We start from the raw sequence: 18,520 nt of genomic DNA on the forward strand, positions 1-18,520 counted from the left end.
CTTACTCCAACCCGTCCAGCAGCTCGTCGACTTTCTCGACGGTCAGGCGCTCGTGGTAATGGCCATTGATGACCATCATCGGCGCACCGGCGCAACCGGCCAGGCATTCTTCTTCACGCTTGAGGTAGACGCGGCCGTCGGCGGTGGACTGGCCGGTCTTGCAGCCGAGCTTCTTCTCGGCGTGCGCGACCAGGTCCTCGGCGCCGTTCAGCCAGCAGCTGATGTTGGTGCAGAAGGCAACGTTGTGGCGGCCGACCTTCTCCAGCTCGAACATCGAGTAGAAGCTGGCCACTTCGTAGGCCCACACCGGCGGCAGGTCCAGGTACTTGGCCACGCCGGCGATCAGCTCGTCGGTCAGCCAGCCTGCATTCTGTTCCTGTGCGGCGTGCAGGCCCTGCAGGACAGCCGAGCGCTTGCGATCCGGCGGGAACTTGGCCAGCCAGTGATCGATGTGCGCACGGGTCTTGTCATTCAAGACCACCATCGGGTCGACGTCGCGCGCCGCCTCGAAATTACCTGTCGCCTTCATCGGCCGACCTCAGCGAATACGAAATCGTTAAAAACCAGAACCTGCAGCGCCGGCAGCAGCCGGCGGGTGTCAGGCATCGTGCAAGCGGATGCGATCACCGGTCCACCTCGCCGAACACCAGATCGTAGGTACCGATCATGGCGACCACGTCGGCGAGCATGTGCCCGCGTACGATCGAGTCGATCGAGGACAGATGGGCGAAGCCGGGCGCGCGCAGGTGCACGCGGAACGGCTTGTTGGCGCCATCGGACATCAGGTAGCAGCCGAACTCGCCCTTGGGCGCTTCGACGGCGGCGTAGGTTTCGCCGGCCGGGACGCAGTAGCCTTCACTGAACAGCTTGAAGTGATGGATCAGCGCTTCCATGTCGTCCTTCATGTCTTCCCGGCTGGGCGGGGCGACCTTGAAGTTCTTCACCATCACCGGGCCCGGGTTGGCCTTCAGCCACGCCACGCACTGCTTGATGATGCGGTTGGATTCGCGCATTTCGGCCACGCGGCACAGGTAACGATCGTAGCAATCGCCTTCCTTGCCCAGCGGGATGTCGAACTCGACGGCGTCGTACTTGGCATACGGCTGCTTCTTGCGCAGATCCCAGGCAATGCCCGAGCCGCGCAGCATCACGCCGGTCATGCCCCAGGCATGCGCCAGTTCGGGGGTGACCACGCCGATGCCGACGGTACGCTGCTTCCAGATGCGGTTGTCGGTGAGCAGGGTTTCGTACTCGTCGACACGCTTCGGGAATTCAACGGTGAAATTCTCGAGGAAATCGAGCAGCGAACCTTCGCGCGCGGCGTTGAGGTTCTTCAGGGCCTTGCCCTTGTGCCAGCGCGATTCGGTGTACTTGGGCATGCGGTCCGGCAGGTCGCGGTAGACGCCGCCCGGACGGTAGTACGCCGCGTGCATGCGTGCGCCGGAGACCGCTTCGTAGCAGTCCATCAGCTCTTCGCGTTCGCGGAAGGCGTACAGCATGACCGCCATCGCGCCCAGATCGAGCGCGTTGGACCCCAGCCACATCAGGTGGTTCAGGATGCGGGTGATTTCGTCGAACAGGGTGCGGATGTACTGCGCACGCTCCGGCGCCTCGATCCCCATCAGGGTTTCGATCGCGCGCACGTAGGCGTGCTCGTTGCACATCATCGACACGTAATCCAGGCGATCCATGTAGCCGATCGACTGGTTGAACGGCTTGGACTCGGCCAGCTTTTCGGTACCACGGTGCAGCAGGCCCACGTGGGGATCTGCACGCATGATGGTTTCGCCGTCCATTTCCAGGATCAGGCGCAGCACACCGTGCGCGGCCGGATGCTGGGGACCGAAGTTCATCGTGTAGTTGCGGATTTCCTGGCGCAGTTCCGCCGGGTTGCTCGCAAAGGCCTGGTGGGCCTGGGGTTCACGCTTGCTCAGATCAGCACTCACTTTACTGCCTCCGTCTGCGCGCTTTCGCCGGCAGCGGTCTGGAAACGGGCATCGTCACGGATCACGCGCGGCACGCCGACGCGCGGCTCCACCGAGGTCACCGGTTCGTAGATCACGCGCTTCTTTTCTTCGTCGTAGCGCACTTCGACGTTGCCGATCAGCGGGAAATCCTTGCGGAACGGATGGCCGACGAAGCCGTAGTCGGTCAGGATCCGGCGCAGGTCCGGGTGGCCTTCGAAGATCACGCCGAACAGGTCGAACGCCTCGCGCTCGAACCAGTTCAGGCCCGGCCATACATCGGTCAGCGAGGCGACCACCGGCAGTTCCTCATTCGGCGCAAAGCAACGGATGCGCATGGTGAGGTTGTGCTGGTAGGAACGCAGCTGGGCGACCACGGCGAAACGCTGCAGCGGGATCGGCTGCGGCTGGGCGCCATCGCTGGTTTCGCGGGTGGGGAATTCACCCCAGGCGAAACGGCCGACGGACTTGCCTTCGACGCCACGGCTGAAGCCCTGGGACGACACATCGGCCGTATCCCATTCGTCGCTGCCGTAGCCGAGGTAGTCCAGGCCGCACAGATCGACGGCCTGCTCGAAACCGAATACGTCGCGCAGCGCCACAGCCGTGGCATGCCAGTCAGCGGCGGGCACTTCCAGCGTCACTTCGCCGCGGGGTTCGACCACGAAGACCTGCGCACCAGCAAAATGTGCGGAGAGTCGGTCGATGAAGGAAGGTGCTTGCTCTGCCATGGGGGCTTGGCGTGCTCTAGTCAGGAGGGAGGTCAGCGGGCGATGGTCTGCGTACGCCAGATCTTCTTCTGCAACTGCAGGATCCCGTACACCAGCGCTTCGGCGGTTGGCGGGCAACCGGGGACATAGATGTCCACCGGCACCACGCGGTCACAGCCACGAACCACTGCATAGGAGTAGTGGTAGTAGCCGCCACCGTTGGCGCAGCTGCCCATGGAGATGACCCACTTGGGGTCCGGCATCTGGTCGTAGACCTTGCGCAGGGCCGGGGCCATCTTGTTGACCAGGGTACCGGCCACGATCATCACGTCGGACTGACGCGGCGACGGGCGGAACACCACACCGTAACGGTCAAGGTCCAGGCGCGCGGCGCCGGCATGCATCATTTCGACCGCGCAGCAGGCCAGACCAAAGGTCATCGGCCACATCGAACCGGTACGTGCCCAGTTCAACAGCGCGTCGACGCTGGTGGTCAGGTAACCCTTCTCCAGCAGCGGGTTGTCGCCTTCGGGGCGCAGGATGTCGTCGACCCGCCCTTCCGGGACCGGGTTGTTCATCAGGCCGTCGAGCGTCTGAATCACTCCCATTCCAGCGCTCCCTTCTTCCAGACGTAAATGAAACCGAGGAAAAGCATGCCTACGAAGAGGCCCATCGTGACCAGCGAGCGTGCGCCCAGTTCCATGAAGACCTGGGTCCACGGCACGATGAAGATGATTTCCAAGTCAAATACGATGAACTGGATCGCGATCAGGTAGTAGCGCACATCGAACTTCATGCGCGCGTCCTCGAAAGCCTCGAAGCCGCATTCGTACGGCGAGAGCTTTTTCAGATCAGGACGTCGTGGACCGAGGAATCGGCCAACCAGCATCAGCGAAACGCCGATACCGGTGGCAACGATCAGAAACAGCAGAGACGGCAAATATTCGGCCAGCACAGCGATTCTCTCTTGCCTCTGCCGCGACGCCTGCAGGCGTGTTGGCATGGGGGAGTGGACGGATACCGCTACCTGGCGCTTTGCGCGCCAGACGAACCCGCTTACAAACAAAATGGTGCCCAAGAGGGGACTCGAACCCCTACGACCTAAGTCGCTACCACCTCAAGGTAGTGCGTCTACCAATTCCGCCACCTGGGCTTACGTTCGCAAAGAGGAGTTTCCCTATCGGATTCCCTCAGTGCGCCGCATATTGTAACCGTCTTCAGCGAGTCTGGGTGCCTTCCGAAGGCTTTTCTTCACCAGATTTCGGCGTTTCCGCCTGAGCCGGCACAGTGGCCTGCGGAACCGACTGCTGCACAGCGGTTTCCGGGGCCTTGGGCACGGCCGGCAGCTCGCCTGCCGGGGCGGCCGGGGTCGTTGCGACCGGGGCCGACATCAAACCAAGATCCTGCTGGGTGGCCGGGCGCGAGCCATGGCTGGCGTACCAGGCCATGAACAGGCTGATGCCGAAGAACACCACGGCCAGCCACTTGGTCGACTTGGACAGGAAGTTGGACGCGCCACGCGCGCCAAACACCGTGCCCGAGGCGCCGGCGCCGAAACCCGAGCCTGCGGCAGCACCGGAACCACGCTGCATCAGGATGAGCGCGATCATGGCGACGGCCACCAGCACGTAGACCACATTGAGGATCAACATCAGCATTTCGAATCCGTCCTCGGACATGTTCGTGCCGGCGGTTGGCCGGCAACATTACTAATTAGCGCCCGGCCGCCGCAGTGGCGATGGCCAGGAAGTCCGCGGCGACCAACGAGGCGCCGCCCACCAGCCCACCATCGACATCGGGCTGCGCGAACAGTTCCCCAGCGTTGTCGGGCTTCACGCTGCCGCCGTACAGGATCGGCAACGAATCGGCGATTCTAGCATCCAGCTTGGCCACTTCGCCACGGATGAACGCATGGACCTGCTGGGCCTGCTCCTTGGAGGCGGTGCGGCCGGTGCCGATGGCCCAGACCGGCTCATAGGCGACAACGGCGTGCTGGAAACCGGCCGGGCCCACCAAGGCAAGCACCGGGGCGAGCTGGGCGGCGATGACCTGCTCGGTCTGGCCGGCCTCGCGCTGCTCCAGGGTTTCGCCCACGCACAGCACGGGCGCCAGGCCGGCATGCAGGGCGGCGGCGAACTTGCGGGCAACCAGTTCGCTGGTTTCATTGTGGTACTGGCGGCGCTCGGAGTGGCCGACCAGGCCGAACCGGGCCCCGACTTCGGCCAGCATGGCGGCGGAGACCTCACCGGTGTAGGCGCCCTTTTCGTTGGAGCTGACATCCTGCGAGCCGAAGGCGATGGCCCGGCCCTCAAAGGCTTCAACCAGCTCGCCCAGGTACGGCAGCGGGGGCAGGATCACCACCTCGACGCCATCGACCGGCAGGCTGGCGACCAGGTCGCTGACCAGGTCGGTGGCGAATTGGCGGCTGCCGTGCAGCTTCCAGTTACCGGCGACGATCTTGCGGCGCATGCGGTGCTCCTTTGGGTATCAGCCGGCAATGATACCGGATGAAACGAAACGGCGCGGCTGCGAAAACGCTTACATTTCAAATGGATATTGGTTTGGGGATGCGAACGGCGTGGATTCCTTTGCTATCGGGTTGGGCTGGCGCGGGTGGGCTGGCGGGACACGCCGTAAATCCGTCCCTGGAGGCTCGTGAGCGCCATCCATGGCGCCCAACGGTCCCGCCAACCCACCCGCACCAGCCCCCGACAGTTGGCCGGTTCGCATGGGAGAGCGGTGGAGCGTGCCGACCAACGGTCGGCACCTACCCATCCCCACACCCCATCACCCATCCCCAATCCCCAGTCACCCGTAGCCTCAACCATCCGCAGACCCAAAGCACCAGCAGCAAGCCCGCCCTGCCCTCGGTTCCGGTCACAGCAATCTGTGAGGTCGGGCGCTGCCATGCCTCGCCGGGACCTTAGGCAACATGGATGTTGCCTAAGAGCCCCCATGGATGGGTTCACGGCGTGTCCCGGCGGGGCATGGCAGCGCCCGACCAACCAACAGCAACCGACCAGCCGGCGGTTGCCGTTGATTTTGAGGTTGAATTTGACGTTAAAAAGAAGAAGGCCGCCTTCCGGCGGCCCTCCTCCCAACATCATTTCAGCTTGATCTCGCGCAAACGCTCTTCCAGGAAACCATGCGCCGTAATCGGCTCCGGATAGCGGCTCGGGTTCTCCGGCGTGATGCAGGTCGGCAGCACATCGATCAGGAAGTCCGGGTTCGGGTGCAGGAAGAACGGCACCGAATAGCGCGGCTGGCGCGCCTGCTCGCCCGGGGGATTGACCACCCGGTGGATCGTCGACGGATACACATGGTTGGTCAAACGCTGCAGCATGTCGCCGATGTTCACCACGATCGTGTCCGCGTCCGAAGTGAACGGCACCCACTTGCCCTCGTGCGACTGCACCTCCAGCCCCGCCGCGCTCGCGCCCACCAGCAACGTGATGAAGTTGATGTCGCCGTGTGCACCGGCGCGCACGTTCGGAATGTTCTCGGCGGTGATCGGCGGGTAGTGGATCGGGCGCAGGATCGAATTGCCGTTGTTGGTCTTGTCCGCGAAGAAATCTTCCGGCAGCCCGATGTGCAGCGCCAGCGCCGACAGCACCCGCGACCCCAGCTGGTCCAGCGCCTGATACAGCGCATAGCCACGCTCGCGGAAGTTCGGCACCTCGGACGGCCACAGGTTCGGCGCCATCACGTCACGGTACTTCGAGTCGTCCGGAATCTCGCGGCCGATGTGCCAGAACTCCTTCAGGTCGAAGTGCTGCGAGCCCTTGGCCGTCTCCACGCCGAAGGCCGTGTAACCGCGCGCCCCGCCGCTGCCCGGCACGTGGTACTGGCGCTTGGTCTCTTCCGGCAGTGCGAAGAAGGCCTTGAACACCTCGTAGGCGGCGTCGATGTCGGCCTGCGGGATGCCGTGGTTGCGGATACCTGCAAATCCCCATTCGCGGTAGGCCGCGCCCAGCTCGGCAACGAAGGCGTCGCGGTCACTGTCGAAACGGGTGATGTCGAGGGTCGGGATCTGGCTCACAGCGGTTCCTGGCTTGTTCGGATGGGTCACAGGCCATCTCACTGGCCCGGCTGAACATTGTGCCAGATCCGCCACCCGGCACTGCCGACACAAAGATACAAACCGATACAATGCGCCCGCCCTGTTGCCATAAGCAGGGTGCCGACGCAGCCGCCGCCACGTCCCCCCGTCCCCTTTCACTGCGCCGCCGACCCGCTCCATGCCCCTTTCCCTGCCCGCTGATGCCCTCTCCCCGTCCACGCGCTGGCAGCGCTTGGCCTGGCTGAGCCTGTTCACCGCCCTCAATGCCGGCGCCGCGATTCTCATCGCACTGGGCAACACCCCGCTGGGCGACAACCCCGGTGGCGGGCTCGGGCTGGCCTACCTGAGCGTTGCCCTGCCCGGCCACTTCCTGGCGCTGGGCGCGGTGGTATCGCTGCTGCCGCTGCTGCTTGGTCTGGGCCTGCGCGCACCGCGCGGCCTGCTGGTGAGCGCGGTGGTGCTGCAGACCCTGTGGCTGTGCCTGCTGCTGGTGGATGCCAAGGTGTTCGCCCTGTATCGCTTCCACCTCAATGCCATGGTGCTCAACATGGTGTTCGGCGGCGCACTGCAGGACCAGGTTGCACTGTCCTGGCAGACCTGGCTGCAGGCCGCGGCCGTACTGGCCGCCGTGGTGCTGGCCGAAGTGCTGCTGGCCTGGGCCTGCTGGCGGCTCATCCCCGGCGCGGCGCGGCGCCGCCCGCTGCTGCTGGCCTGGGCCGCCGGCCTGGTGCTGATGACCTGCGGCCAGGTGGCCACCGCCTATTACGATGCCCGCGGCGAACGTGCGGTGACCAGTCAGTGGGCGTACCTGCCCTGGGCGCAGCCGATCACCGCCAAACGCCACATGCACCGGCTCGGCGTGCACAGCCTGCCCCAGGCCAGCCTGCCCGACCCGCGCCACAGCCAGCTGCAGTACCCGCTGCACCCGTTGCGCTGCCAGAGCAACGTGCAGCCCAATGTGCTGGTGGTGGTGATGGAATCGCTGCGCCACGACGCGCTGGACGCCACCACCATGCCCAACACCTGGGCACTGGCCGCGCAGTCCGAGCAGTTCACCGCCCACTACAGCAGCGGCAATGCCACCCGCTACGGCCTGTTCGGCCTGCTGTACGGGCTGCCCGGCGGCTACTGGGACAGCATGCTCAGCGAGCAGCGCGGCTCGCAGCTGTTCGACGTGCTCCAGCAACAGGGTTACGACCTGCACCTGTATGGCAGCGCGCCGCTGCACAGCCCGGAATTCGACCGCACCGTGTTTGCCCAGGTGCGCAACCAGCTGCACACCGCGCCGTCGGCACTGCCGGTGGCCGCGCGCGACCGGCACATCATCGATGCACTGCGCGCCGACATCGCCCGGCCCGGCAAGGGTCACTGGTTCGGGTTTGCGTTCCTGGACAGCACCCACGCGCCCTACCACCTGCCCAAGGACTACCCGCCGCTGGCCACCCCGATGGCGAGCCACATCGACTTCCTCGCGTTGGACGAGGACCACGTGCCGGTGCCCGAGCGCAACCGCTACCGCACCGCCGTGCACTACGCCGATGGCTTGCTGGGCGAGCTGCTGCAGACCCTGCGCGACAGCGGCCAGGCCGACAACACCATCGTGCTGGTCACCGGCGACCACGCCGAGGAATTCAACGACCTCGGCCTGAACTACTGGGGCCACAACGGCAACTTCTCCGATTACCAGATGCGCGTGCCGTTCGTGCTGCATTGGCCCGGCCGTGCGGCCGCCCGGCACACCGGCAACACCAGCCACGAAGACTGGGTACCTACCCTGATGCGCCATGGCCTGGGGTGCGAGAACGCGCTGGCCGATTTCAGTACCGGCCGCGACCTGTTCGACCCCGTGCCGGCCGACCGTGCCCTGCTGGTGGAAAGCTGGTCGCAGCGCGGCATCCGCCATGGCGAGCGCACCTACGTGTTCGACAAGTTCGGCAACGCCACCACCCTGGACCGCCAGTACCTGCCGGTGGCCGACCAGCAACCCGATGCCGCTGCGGTACGCGCGGCATGGGAAGCGCTCACCCATTTCCGCCGGCCATGACGGCCGCGCCCCGCCTGGAACGTTCATCGATGAACATGCCTTCCACTACCCCGCCCCTGAAGATCCTGCACACGGAAGCCGCCAAAGGATTCGGCGGGCAGGAGATCTACATCTACCGCCACATGCTGGCCATGCGCGAGCGTGGCCATGACGTGTCGCTGCTGTGCCAGCCCGGTGCACGCCTGGGCATCATCGCGCGCGAGGCCGGGTTCACCGTCCATGACCTGAAAATGGGCGGCCTGCTGCGTCTGGTGCGCGGGATCTGGTCGGTGCGGCGGCTGGTGCGCCGCCATGGCTTCGACGTGGTCAATACCACCAGCCGCCGCGACAGCCTGATCGCCGCCGCCGGCGCGCGGCTGGGGCGCACGCCGCTGGTGGTGCGCTCACGCCACCTGATGAGCCCGGTCAACTCGCTGCTGACCTATACCGGCCTGCCGCACCGGGTGATGACGGTCAGCAGCTTCGTCAAGCAGCTGCTGGTGGCGCGCGGGGTGGACGACCGCCACGTGGGCATCGTGCCGCCGATCGCGGTGCCGCCGGAGTGGTCGAAGATCGACTGCGAAGATCCGTGGCAATGCATCCAGGACACCCGTGCCGAGGTGCGTCGCGAGCTGGGCTTTGCCGACGACCAGATCGTGGTGGGCTGCGTGGCGGTGCTGCGCGAACCCAAGGGCCACGTGGACCTGCTGCGCGCGATTGCGCCACTGTGCCGCCAGCATCCCAACCTGCACCTGGTGATTGTCGGTGACGGCCAGCCGGTGATGGGCCGGCTGGAGGCGCTGCGCAGCGAACTGGGCGTGGCCGCGCAGGTGCACCTGCTCGGCTACCGGCACGGTGCGTGCCGCCTGATGGCCGGTTTCGACATCTTCGCGCTGGCCACGCATAAGGAAGCGGCCGGTACGGTGTTCCTGGAGGCGGCGCACGTGGGCGTGCCGGTGGTGGCCACGCGCGTGGGCGGGGTGCCGGAAATGGTGCTGGAAGGCAGCAATGCTATTCTCGCCCCACTAGGCGACCAGGCGGCCCTGACCCAGGCGTTGCAGACCCTGGTTGACGATCCCGCGCAGCGTCGGCGCATGGGGCGCGCCGGTTGGGAATGGATGCGCAGCGCGCAGCGCTTCACCCCGTCGGGGCATACCGAAGCGACCGAACACTATTACCACCAGTGGTTGAGGGAACTGGGCCATGGCCAACGCTAGATCCGTGCCGGTATTGATGCACCACCACGTATCGCCGTCGCCGGGGATGATCACGGTGTCGCCGGAGAATTTCGAAAGCCAGATCGCGTGGTTGGCCAACAACGGCTGGACCTCGCTGACGCTGGCGCAGTACGCCGACTTCCTGGCCGGCAAGCCGGTGCCGCGCAAGTCGATCGTGATCACCTTCGACGACGGCTACCTGGACAACTGGGTGTACGCGCACCCGATCCTGCTCAAGTACGGCATGCACGCGGTGGTGTTCGTGGTGACCGGCTGGATGGGCGAAGGCCCGGTGCGCCCGCATGCGGGGCAACCGGGGGTGACGCTGCCGCCCACCCCGGACCATCGCGGGTGCGAAGCGGCGATCCTGCGTGACGACCGTACCGACGAGGTGATGATGCGCTGGAGCGAGGCGCGCGCGATGATCGCGGCCGGCACCTTCGAAGTGCATTGCCACACCCACTCGCATACGCGCTGGTTGAAGCAGGACATCACCCGCGAGCAGAAGTGCGAGGGCATCACCCGCGACCTCTCGATGGCGCGGCTGGTGCTGCAGCAGCAGTTGGGCGAGGTGTCGGACACGCTGTGCTGGCCCTACGGCGATTTCGATGCGGACTACCTGCCGATCGCGCGTGCACAGGGCTTCAAGTACCTGCACACCACGCACCCGTTCGGGCGCAACGTGGTGGGCGGCAATCCGGAGCACATCTACCGGTTCGCGATCCGCAACCGCCCGGCCAGCTGGCTGCGCAAGCGCATCGCGTGGAGTTACAACCCGTTGATCGCGCCGGTGTTCAACCGCTTCAAGGCGAAGCAGAAGAAGATGGTGCCGGGGCCGTAACGCCCGGGTACCGCCGGGCTCTGGCGCGGCCCGCATCCGGTATGCGCTGGCTCTTGCGCAGCCGCGTAGCGCCGGGCTCTGCCCGGCTTGCATCCTGCATGCGCTGGCGTTGGAGGCGCTTCAGCCGGGCAGAGCCCGGCTCTACGTGACTGCTCAACGCAGCCCACCGACGGTGGAGAAGCCGACCAACGGTCGGCTCTACCGCGCGGTGGCCGTTCTCAGGCGGCCGCCGCCTTCACCGCGCCGGACAGGTTGTCCAGCGTGGACTGCATCAGCTCGGCGGTATCGGCCTCGACGGTGACACGCACCACCGGCTCCGTGCCGGACGGACGCAGGAACGCGCGGCCGCGGCCCTTCACCGCCTGCTGCGCGGCGACCAGCGCGGCCTGCACGGTATCGGCCTGCACAATGGCCTTGGCCGAGACGTCGCCCAGCCGCACGTTCACGGTCTTCTGCGGCACCCGGCTCAGGTCCTGCAGCGAGGCGCGCAGGGTGCGGCCTTCGCGACGCAGCACTTCCAGCACCTGCAGCGCGCTGACGATGGCATCGCCGGTGGTGGCACGGTCCAGGCACAGCAGGTGACCGGAGGCTTCGCCACCGAGCACGCCGCCGCCTTCCACCAGTGCCTGGTGCACGTAGCGATCGCCCACGTTGCTGCGCACGAACGGCAGGCCGAGACGCTCCAGCGCCTGTTCCAGACCGAAGTTGGTCATCAGCGTGCCGACCACCGGCCCGCGCAGGCGACCATTGCCCTGCCAGGACGCCGCCAGCACGTACAGCAGGTCGTCGCCGTCGACCGGGTTGCCCTGGTCGTCGGCCATCAACACGCGGTCGCCATCGCCGTCGAAGGCGATGCCCAGATCGGCACCGACCTCACGCACCTTGTTGGCGAGGTTGTCGATGTGCATCGAGCCGACGCCATCGTTGATGTTCACCCCGTTGGGCTCGGCACCGATGGTGACCACCTCCGCGCCCAGCTCGCGGAACAGCAGCGGGGCGATGTGGTAGGTGGCGCCGTGCGCACAGTCGAGCACGATCTTCAGCCCGCGCAGGTCGAAGCTGCGCGGCACGCTGGCCTTGCAGAATTCGATGTAGCGGCCCACCGCGTCGCGCGCGCGCATGGCCTTGCCGAGGCGGTCGGATTCAGCGGTAGTGAAATCGCCGTCCAGCGCTGCTTCCAGGGCCAGTTCGGTGGCGTCGTCGAGCTTCTCGCCATCGGCGGAGAAGAACTTGATGCCGTTGTCGTAATGCGGGTTGTGCGAGGCGCTGATGACGATGCCGGCGTCGGCACCGAGGGTGCGGGTGAGGAACGCAACGGCCGGGGTCGGCATCGGGCCGAGCAGCTGCACGTCGACACCGCCGGCCACCAGGCCCGCTTCCAGCGCGGCTTCGAACATGTAGCCGGAAATGCGCGTGTCCTTGCCGATCACCACCACCGGGCGGTGCCCGGGGCGGTGGCCATTGCGTTCGGTCAGTACGCGGCCGAGCGCATTGCCCAGGCGCAGCACGAAATCGGCGGAGATCACGCCTTGGCCGACACGGCCACGGATGCCGTCAGTCCCGAAATACCGGCGCGCACCCATCAGGCGACCTCGTCGGCGACCGGCGCCGGCTGGCGGCCGAGCATGGCCAGCAGGTCGGACAGGCGCTCACGCATTTCGCGGCGGTCGCAGATCTGGTCGATGGCACCGTGTTCGAGCAGGAACTCCGAGCGCTGGAAGCCTTCCGGCAGTTTTTCGCGCACGGTCTGTTCGATCACGCGCGGGCCGGCGAAGCCGATCAGCGCCTGCGGTTCGGCGATGTTGATGTCGCCCAGCATCGCAAACGAGGCCGAGACGCCACCGGTGGTCGGGTGGGTCAGGACCGAGATGTACGGCAGGCCGGCCGCACGCAGCTTGCCCAGTGCGGCCGAGGTCTTGGCCATCTGCATGAGCGAGAACAGGCCTTCCTGCATCCGCGCGCCGCCGCTGGCGGAGAAGCAGACGTACGGGGCGCCGATTTCGACGGCCTTTTCAGCGGCCAGCGAGAAGCGTTCGCCGACGACCGAGCCCATCGAGCCGCCCATGAAGGCGAAGTCGAAGGCGGAGGCGACCAGCGGGCGGCCTTTCATCAGGCCCTGCATGGCGATCAGGGCGTCGTACTCGCCGGTGTTCTTCTGCGAGGCCTTGATGCGCTCGATGTACTTTTTCTGGTCCTTGAACTTGAGCAGGTCGGTCGGGCCCAGCCGCGCACCGATTTCGGTGGTGCTGTCGGCGTCGAACAGGGCGGCCAGGCGCGCGCGCGCGCGGATCGCCATGTGGTGGCCGCACTTGGGGCAGACTTCCAGGTTCTCTTCCAGCTCAGGTCCGTACAGTGCGCTGCCGCAGTTGCTGCACTTTTCCCACAGGCCCTCGGGGACGCTGCGCTTTTTGCTGGGGACGTTGTCGGTGCGGATGCCAGACGGCATCAACTTGCTGAGCCAACTCATGCGGGATGCTACTTCCGTTCAGGGCGGCCCGAAGGCCGCAAAGGCGGACAGTCTAGCTCAGGCCCTCCCCACCCGTGCACCCCCTGCCGGGTGCGGCGGCGGACGGTAAAACCGTGCTGTGACGTATGTTTAGGAGCGGGCGACGACGGTCTCCGGCCGGGATTCCGATGCTCTCACGGCAACACCAGCGCCTTGGTCGTGTCGCGGGAGGCCGGCGGGCAGCCGCACCCGGGACACGCACGTAAACCCATCCCTGGGGGCTCGTGGGCGCCATCCATGGCGCCCAACGGTCCCGGGCGCGGCTGCCCGCCTGCCTCTGCACAGTTTCACGTATGCGGATCGGAGAGCGAGGGCGCCGCTTGATCAGGCTTGGTCGAGCGCAGCACGCAGCGGCGCGAGGAAGGACGTTGCGGTCTGTGCGGCAGTGGCTGCATCGGTCGCTTCACCCAGTGCGGCGACCAGGGCGCTGCCTACTACGACGCCGTCGGCTTCGACGGCCATGGCAGCGGCGCTGGCGGCGTCCTTGATGCCGAAGCCGGCTACGACCGGGACGGTCGAGCGGCGGCGCAGGTCGCGCAGGCGGGCGCTGGCGGCGCTGCTGTCCAGGCGCTCGGAGGCACCGGTGACGCCGGCGAAGCTGACGTAGTAGAGGTAGCCCTGGGCCATGGCCGACAAGGTGTCCAGGCGGGTGTCGGCGGTGGTTGGGGAGGCCAGCAGGATCAGGGCCAGGCCGGCGGCGGTGAAGATGGCGCGGGTTTCGGCGGCCTCTTCCGGCGGCAGGTCGACCAGCAGCACGCCGTCCACGCCGGCGGCGATGGCCGCGTCGGCGAAGCGGGCGGTGCCATGGATCTCGACCGGGTTCAGATAGCCCATCAGCACCACCGGGGTGGTGGCGTCGTCACGGCGGAAGGCGGCCACGGTTTCGAGCACGTAGCGCAGCCCTGCCCCACGCGCCAGCGCGCGCTCGGAGCTGCGCTGGATGGTGGGGCCATCGGCCATCGGGTCGGAGAACGGCACGCCCAGTTCGATCACGTCCGCGCCGGCGGCGGCCAGCGCGTGCATCACCGGCACGGTGGCGTCCAGGCCCGGATCACCGGCGGTGATGAAGGGAATCAGGGCCTTGCGGCCATCGGCGCGCAGGCGGGCAAAACAGGCATCGATACGGTCCACGGACATTTCAGGCACATCCTTCAATCAATTCAACGGCGCCGCTGGCGCCCCAGTACAGCGTCGAAATCACCCCGTCGAAGATCTCCAGCCGGATCGCCAGATCCGAGCCGGGGTCCTGCCAGGTCAGGTATTCGCCCGTTTCCGGGTCGTAGGCGTGCGGCTGCGCGAGGCTGCCCTTGGGCAGGCGCTTGAGCGCGGCGTCACGCGACATGCCCAGGCGCAACCCGAACGGGCCGGCCTGGGTGATGGTTTCATCGCTTCCGTCCAGCGGCGCCAGTTCGAAACGCTGCACATGGTCATCGTCGACCATCATCGAGATGCCCTCGGGCAGGCTGCCGCGCTCGTAGTATTCGCAGCTGCCGGCCTGCCCGCCTTCGCTCAGACCGGCCGAATGCCAGGTGGCATCGGCATCGGCGGCCGTGAAGCGCTGGCCGATGACGATGTCGCCGGCATGGTCCAGCGCCACCGAGACCACCGCTGGCGCGGGCGCCGCATCGGGGGCCGGGGCCGCCGGTTCCGGGTCGTCCTCGATCGGGCGGTTGGCGATGTCGTCATCGTTGCTCGCCGGCACCTGCGCCGGTGCGATGGCCGCCGGGGCCGACGGCGCGGCGGGCAGCAGCGGCGGATCCGGCGGGGTGCAGGCGGTCAGGCCGACCACGATCAGCAGCGCACTTCCCTGGCGCAGCAGTGGATTCACAGCATCAAGCCCTCGCGTGCGGCGATGGTATGCACGTCCTTGTCACCGCGACCGGACAGGTTGCACAGCACCAGTTTGTCGCGGGGCAGTTCACGCGCGATCTTGATGGCCTGGGCCACCGCGTGGCTCGATTCCAGCGCGGCCAGGATGCCTTCGCTATGGGCCAGCTGGTGGAACGCGGCCAGCGCTTCCTCATCGGTGATGCCGACATACTCGGCGCGCCCGGCATCGGCCAGGAACGCATGCTCCGGGCCGACGCCCGGGTAGTCCAGGCCGGCCGACACCGAGTGGGTCTCGGTGATCTGGCCGTCGTCGTCGCAGATCACGTAGGTGCGGTTGCCGTGCAGCACGCCCGGGCGGCCGGCGGCGATGGAGGCGGCATGGCGGCCGGTCTCGATGCCGTCGCCGGCGGCTTCGGCGCCGACGATGCGCACGTCGCGGTCGTTGAGGAAGGCATGGAACAGGCCGATGGCGTTGCTGCCGCCGCCGACGCAGGCGGTGATCGCATCGGGCAGGCGGCCGTAGTCGGTGAGCATCTGCGCGCGCGCTTCGCGGCCGACGATGGCGTTGAAGTCACGCACCATGCGCGGGTACGGGTCCGGACCGGCGACGGTGCCGATGATGTAGAAGGTGTCGCGCACGTTGGTGACCCAGTCGCGCATGGCTTCGTTGAGCGCGTCCTTGAGCGTGGCCGAGCCGGAGGTGACCGGCACCACCGTGGCCCCGAGCAGCTTCATGCGGTAGACGTTGATCTTCTGCCGTTCAATGTCGGTGGCGCCCATGTAGACCACGCACTCCAGGCCCAGCCGTGCGGCCACGGTGGCGCTGGCCACGCCGTGCTGGCCGGCGCCGGTCTCGGCGATGATCCGGGTCTTGCCCATCCGCGCGGCCAGCAGGGCCTGGCCGATGGTGTTGTTGATCTTGTGCGCGCCGGTGTGGTTCAGGTCTTCGCGCTTGAGCAGGATCTGCGCCCCGCCCACCTGCTGGCTGAGCCGTTCGGCGTGGTAGATCGGGCTGGGACGGCCCACGTAATGGGTGAGGTCTTTGTCGTAGGCGGCGATGAACGCCGGATCGCGGCGCGCCTCATCGTAGGCCGCCGCCAGTTCCTGCAGCGGCCCGATCAGCGTTTCAGCAACGAAACTGCCGCCGTAGCGGCCGAAATGGCCCTGGGCATCGGGATAAGCGTGGAAATCGGTGATGGGGGATGCGGACATGGCGCGACAACCGGTGGAGACAGGGTGCCAATTTAACGCACATGTCATGACAGGAATATCGATAATATCTGCGACAACCCGTCAGGAAAACTCACATGAGCGACCTTCCCCTGCCGCCGCTCAACGCCCTGCGCAGTTTCGAGGCCGCCGCCCGTTTGGGCGGGGTGGGCCGCGCGGCGGAGGCCCTGCATGTCACCCATGGCGCGATCAGCCGCCAGCTGCGGGTGCTGGAGGACCACCTGGGCGTGGCCCTGTTCGAACGCGACGGGCGCGGGCTGCGCCTGACCCGGGCCGGCGCCGAGCTGCAGAGCGCCTGTGAGGGTGCGTTCGGGCAGATCCGCGAGGCGGTGGGCACACTCAAACGCCAGCAGCGGCCGGATGCGCTGGTATTGGGTTGCAGCGGCAGCATCCTGGCGCGCTGGATGATTCCGCACCTGCCCGCGCTGCAGCGCGACCTGCCGCAGCTGGCGTTGCATTGGTCGGCCCAGGACGGCAGCTTCACCGACGCCCAGCGCGGCCTGGATGCGGTGCTGCTGCTGGCGCAGCCGCCGTGGCCACGCGGCTGGCAGGTGCGCGAACTGGCGCCGGAACGGGTGGGCGTGGTGGTGAGCCCGCAGCACCCGGCGGCGGCGCGGTTGCGCCAACAGCCGCCGACTGCCCTGCTCGGCGAAGCCTTGCTGCATACCGCCTCCCGCCCGCAGGCGTGGCCGGCGTGGGCGCTGGCGCATGGGCTGGACCCGGCGCAGCTGCAGCTGGGCAGCGGGTTCGAGCACCTGTACTACCTGCTGGAGGCGGCGGTGGCCGGGCTGGGCGTGGCGATCGCGCCCGAGCCGCTGGTCGCCGACGAGCTGGCTGCAGGCCGCCTGTTGGCGCCGTGGGGATTTGGCGCCACCGGCGGGTTCTGGGTACTGGCCACGCCCGACGGGGCGGTGGATGCACGGGTGGAGGTGCTGGCCGGGTGGTTGCAGCAGCAGTTGGCGGGGGTGTAGGTCCCCACCGTTGGTGGGGACGCTGCCGGGGCGCGCGTCGCTCAGACGGCGGTTGGCGCCGCGAGGCGCTGCTGGACGTCGTCGCGCAGGCGCGCCAGTTCCACTTCGGCCTGCTGGCGCTGCTGCATGCCTTCGCGGTGGATGGTGCGCACTTCTTCCACCGTGGCGATCAGCTGCTCGTGCACGTGGCGCAGCGTGGCCACATCGATCACCGCGCGCTGGTTGGCCTTGGCCGTCTCCACAGTGGTCTGGCGCAGCAGGTCGGCGTTGCGTCGCATCATCTCGTTGGTGGCATCGTCGATCGCGTTGGACAGCTCCACCGCGTTCTTCTGCTCGTTGAGCGACAACTGGATCGCGAACTGGCGCTTCCACGACGGAATGGTGATGTCGCGGACCGTGTTGAACTTCTCGATCAACAGGATCGCGTTGGCCTGGATCAGCCGGATCATCGGCAACGATTGGTCGGCCGCGTGCTGCATCACCACCAGATCGCCCACGCGCTTGTCGAGCAGCCGGATCGCGTTGTCCAGCTCGCCCTGGCGGATGCGCTGCTGCGGATCGTCCTGGCCCTGCCCGGCCAGCTGTTCGCTGCGCAGCGAGGCGATCCGGCGCTTGCCGGCGGCGATGTGCAGGCCCAGGCCGTGGCGTTCCTCGCGGACGATGTCGTGCATGCGGTCGAACTCGACCACGCGCTGGCCCATCAGCGCCTGCTGGCTGCCCACGTCGCCCATCAGCTGCTCGATCTGGCGGTTGGTGTCGCTGAATTTCTGCACCAGCTCGCCCTTGGAGGCGCGCAGCTTGTCGATCAACCCACCGATCACCGGCACCTTCGAGCGTTCGGCCAGCCCATCGAGCTTCAGCGAGCGCGCAATGCGCACCACTTCGCCCAGCTTGTCGCCGCTGGCGTCGAGGTCGCGGTTGCGTACCTGGTCGAGGAGCTGGCTGGAAAACGCCGCCGTCTTGGCCGCCGCGTCGCGCCCAAACACCTGCAGGTTGCCCGGCCGGATGTCGTCCAGGCCGCGCCCGATCTCGGCGATCTTCGGCAGGTCCTCCCGCCCCAGGCCCAGCGCCTGCAATGCGCTGTCATCGATGACATCCACGCTGACCTCCACCGGGAGGGATGCGTTCGGCTGGGAATCCTGGGTCATCGGTGCATCTCCATTCTGAA

General features: G+C 67.1%; 18 protein-coding genes and 1 tRNA gene. 4 read left to right on the forward strand and 15 right to left on the reverse strand.

What is annotated here, in order from left to right:
- Nucleotide 1: 1 nt before the first annotated feature.
- From nuoE to AC6CHL_RS08870, 9 genes are all read right to left on the reverse strand, one after another.
- On the reverse strand, nt 2-529 hold the full coding sequence (nuoE, locus tag AC6CHL_RS08830; protein ID WP_038687236.1) for an NADH-quinone oxidoreductase subunit NuoE: 528 nt from the start codon (nt 527-529) through the stop codon (nt 2-4).
- A gap of 94 nt (nt 530-623) precedes the next feature.
- Complete coding sequence (locus AC6CHL_RS08835; RefSeq protein ID WP_244880231.1) at nt 624-1,853, reverse strand: NADH-quinone oxidoreductase subunit D; 1,230 nt, start codon at nt 1,851-1,853, stop codon at nt 624-626.
- An 89-nt stretch (nt 1,854-1,942) separates the two neighbouring features.
- The gene (locus AC6CHL_RS08840) at nt 1,943-2,695 is read right to left on the reverse strand and encodes an NADH-quinone oxidoreductase subunit C (RefSeq protein WP_038687235.1); all 753 of its coding nucleotides are present in this window, start codon (nt 2,693-2,695) and stop codon (nt 1,943-1,945) included.
- Nucleotides 2,696-2,727: 32 nt separating this feature from the next.
- Nucleotides 2,728-3,282, reverse strand: a complete 555-nt coding sequence (locus AC6CHL_RS08845; protein WP_038687233.1) for a NuoB/complex I 20 kDa subunit family protein — start codon at nt 3,280-3,282, stop codon at nt 2,728-2,730.
- Nucleotides 3,273-3,629: an NADH-quinone oxidoreductase subunit A gene (locus tag AC6CHL_RS08850; protein WP_038691968.1), complete on the reverse strand. Its 357-nt coding sequence runs from the start codon at nt 3,627-3,629 to the stop codon at nt 3,273-3,275. The genes AC6CHL_RS08845 and AC6CHL_RS08850 overlap by 10 nt, the downstream gene beginning before the upstream one ends.
- Before the next feature lie 113 nt (nt 3,630-3,742).
- Nucleotides 3,743-3,827, reverse strand: a tRNA-Leu gene (locus AC6CHL_RS08855).
- 64 nt (nt 3,828-3,891) lie between these two features.
- Nucleotides 3,892-4,332: a preprotein translocase subunit SecG gene (gene secG / locus AC6CHL_RS08860; protein WP_038691966.1), complete on the reverse strand. Its 441-nt coding sequence runs from the start codon at nt 4,330-4,332 to the stop codon at nt 3,892-3,894.
- A 55-nt stretch (nt 4,333-4,387) separates the two neighbouring features.
- A complete protein-coding gene (gene tpiA / locus AC6CHL_RS08865; RefSeq protein ID WP_038687231.1) occupies nt 4,388-5,143 on the reverse strand; it encodes a triose-phosphate isomerase in 756 nt (251 codons plus the stop codon).
- A 634-nt stretch (nt 5,144-5,777) separates the two neighbouring features.
- Nucleotides 5,778-6,713: an isopenicillin N synthase family dioxygenase gene (locus tag AC6CHL_RS08870; protein WP_038687229.1), complete on the reverse strand. Its 936-nt coding sequence runs from the start codon at nt 6,711-6,713 to the stop codon at nt 5,778-5,780.
- Between the two features lie 199 nt (nt 6,714-6,912).
- Between AC6CHL_RS08870 and AC6CHL_RS08875 the strand changes: the two genes are divergently transcribed.
- Genes AC6CHL_RS08875 through AC6CHL_RS08885 form a run of 3 tightly spaced genes read left to right on the forward strand, consistent with a single transcriptional unit; the run spans nt 6,913 to nt 10,815 of the window.
- A complete protein-coding gene (locus AC6CHL_RS08875) occupies nt 6,913-8,778 on the forward strand; it encodes a DUF3413 domain-containing protein (RefSeq protein WP_498294184.1) in 1,866 nt (621 codons plus the stop codon).
- Nucleotides 8,779-8,807: 29 nt separating this feature from the next.
- Entirely contained in the window at nt 8,808-9,974 is a 1,167-nt protein-coding gene (locus tag AC6CHL_RS08880) for a glycosyltransferase family 4 protein (protein WP_498294185.1), read from the forward strand.
- On the forward strand, nt 9,961-10,815 hold the full coding sequence (locus AC6CHL_RS08885) for a polysaccharide deacetylase family protein (protein ID WP_038687226.1): 855 nt from the start codon (nt 9,961-9,963) through the stop codon (nt 10,813-10,815). Before AC6CHL_RS08880 ends, AC6CHL_RS08885 begins: the two co-directional genes overlap by 14 nt.
- 218 nt (nt 10,816-11,033) lie before the next feature.
- On the opposite strand, the gene glmM is transcribed toward AC6CHL_RS08885, so the two are convergent.
- The 5 genes from glmM to trpB all read right to left on the reverse strand — a co-directional run bounded on the left by glmM (nt 11,034) and on the right by trpB (nt 16,363).
- Nucleotides 11,034-12,398: a phosphoglucosamine mutase gene (gene glmM / locus AC6CHL_RS08890; RefSeq protein ID WP_038687224.1), complete on the reverse strand. Its 1,365-nt coding sequence runs from the start codon at nt 12,396-12,398 to the stop codon at nt 11,034-11,036.
- On the reverse strand, nt 12,398-13,282 hold the full coding sequence (gene accD, locus AC6CHL_RS08895; protein WP_038687222.1) for an acetyl-CoA carboxylase, carboxyltransferase subunit beta: 885 nt from the start codon (nt 13,280-13,282) through the stop codon (nt 12,398-12,400). Before accD ends, glmM begins: the two co-directional genes overlap by 1 nt.
- 363 nt (nt 13,283-13,645) lie before the next feature.
- A complete protein-coding gene (trpA, locus tag AC6CHL_RS08900) occupies nt 13,646-14,452 on the reverse strand; it encodes a tryptophan synthase subunit alpha (RefSeq protein WP_498294213.1) in 807 nt (268 codons plus the stop codon).
- Nucleotides 14,453-14,459: 7 nt separating this feature from the next.
- On the reverse strand, nt 14,460-15,149 hold the full coding sequence (locus tag AC6CHL_RS08905; RefSeq protein WP_038687220.1) for a hypothetical protein: 690 nt from the start codon (nt 15,147-15,149) through the stop codon (nt 14,460-14,462).
- Entirely contained in the window at nt 15,146-16,363 is a 1,218-nt protein-coding gene (gene trpB, locus AC6CHL_RS08910) for a tryptophan synthase subunit beta (protein WP_038687218.1), read from the reverse strand. The genes AC6CHL_RS08905 and trpB overlap by 4 nt, the downstream gene beginning before the upstream one ends.
- A gap of 95 nt (nt 16,364-16,458) precedes the next feature.
- Here trpB and AC6CHL_RS08915 point away from each other — a divergent pair, with 95 nt between their 5' ends.
- On the forward strand, nt 16,459-17,352 hold the full coding sequence (locus AC6CHL_RS08915) for a LysR family transcriptional regulator (protein ID WP_498294186.1): 894 nt from the start codon (nt 16,459-16,461) through the stop codon (nt 17,350-17,352).
- A 41-nt stretch (nt 17,353-17,393) separates the two neighbouring features.
- Here the strand turns inward: AC6CHL_RS08915 and AC6CHL_RS08920 are convergent, their stop codons facing one another.
- Nucleotides 17,394-18,500, reverse strand: a complete 1,107-nt coding sequence (locus AC6CHL_RS08920; RefSeq protein ID WP_038687214.1) for a toxic anion resistance protein — start codon at nt 18,498-18,500, stop codon at nt 17,394-17,396.
- Between the last annotated feature and the right edge of the window lie 20 nt (nt 18,501-18,520).

Source organism: Stenotrophomonas sp. GQ19, assembly GCF_059758695.1.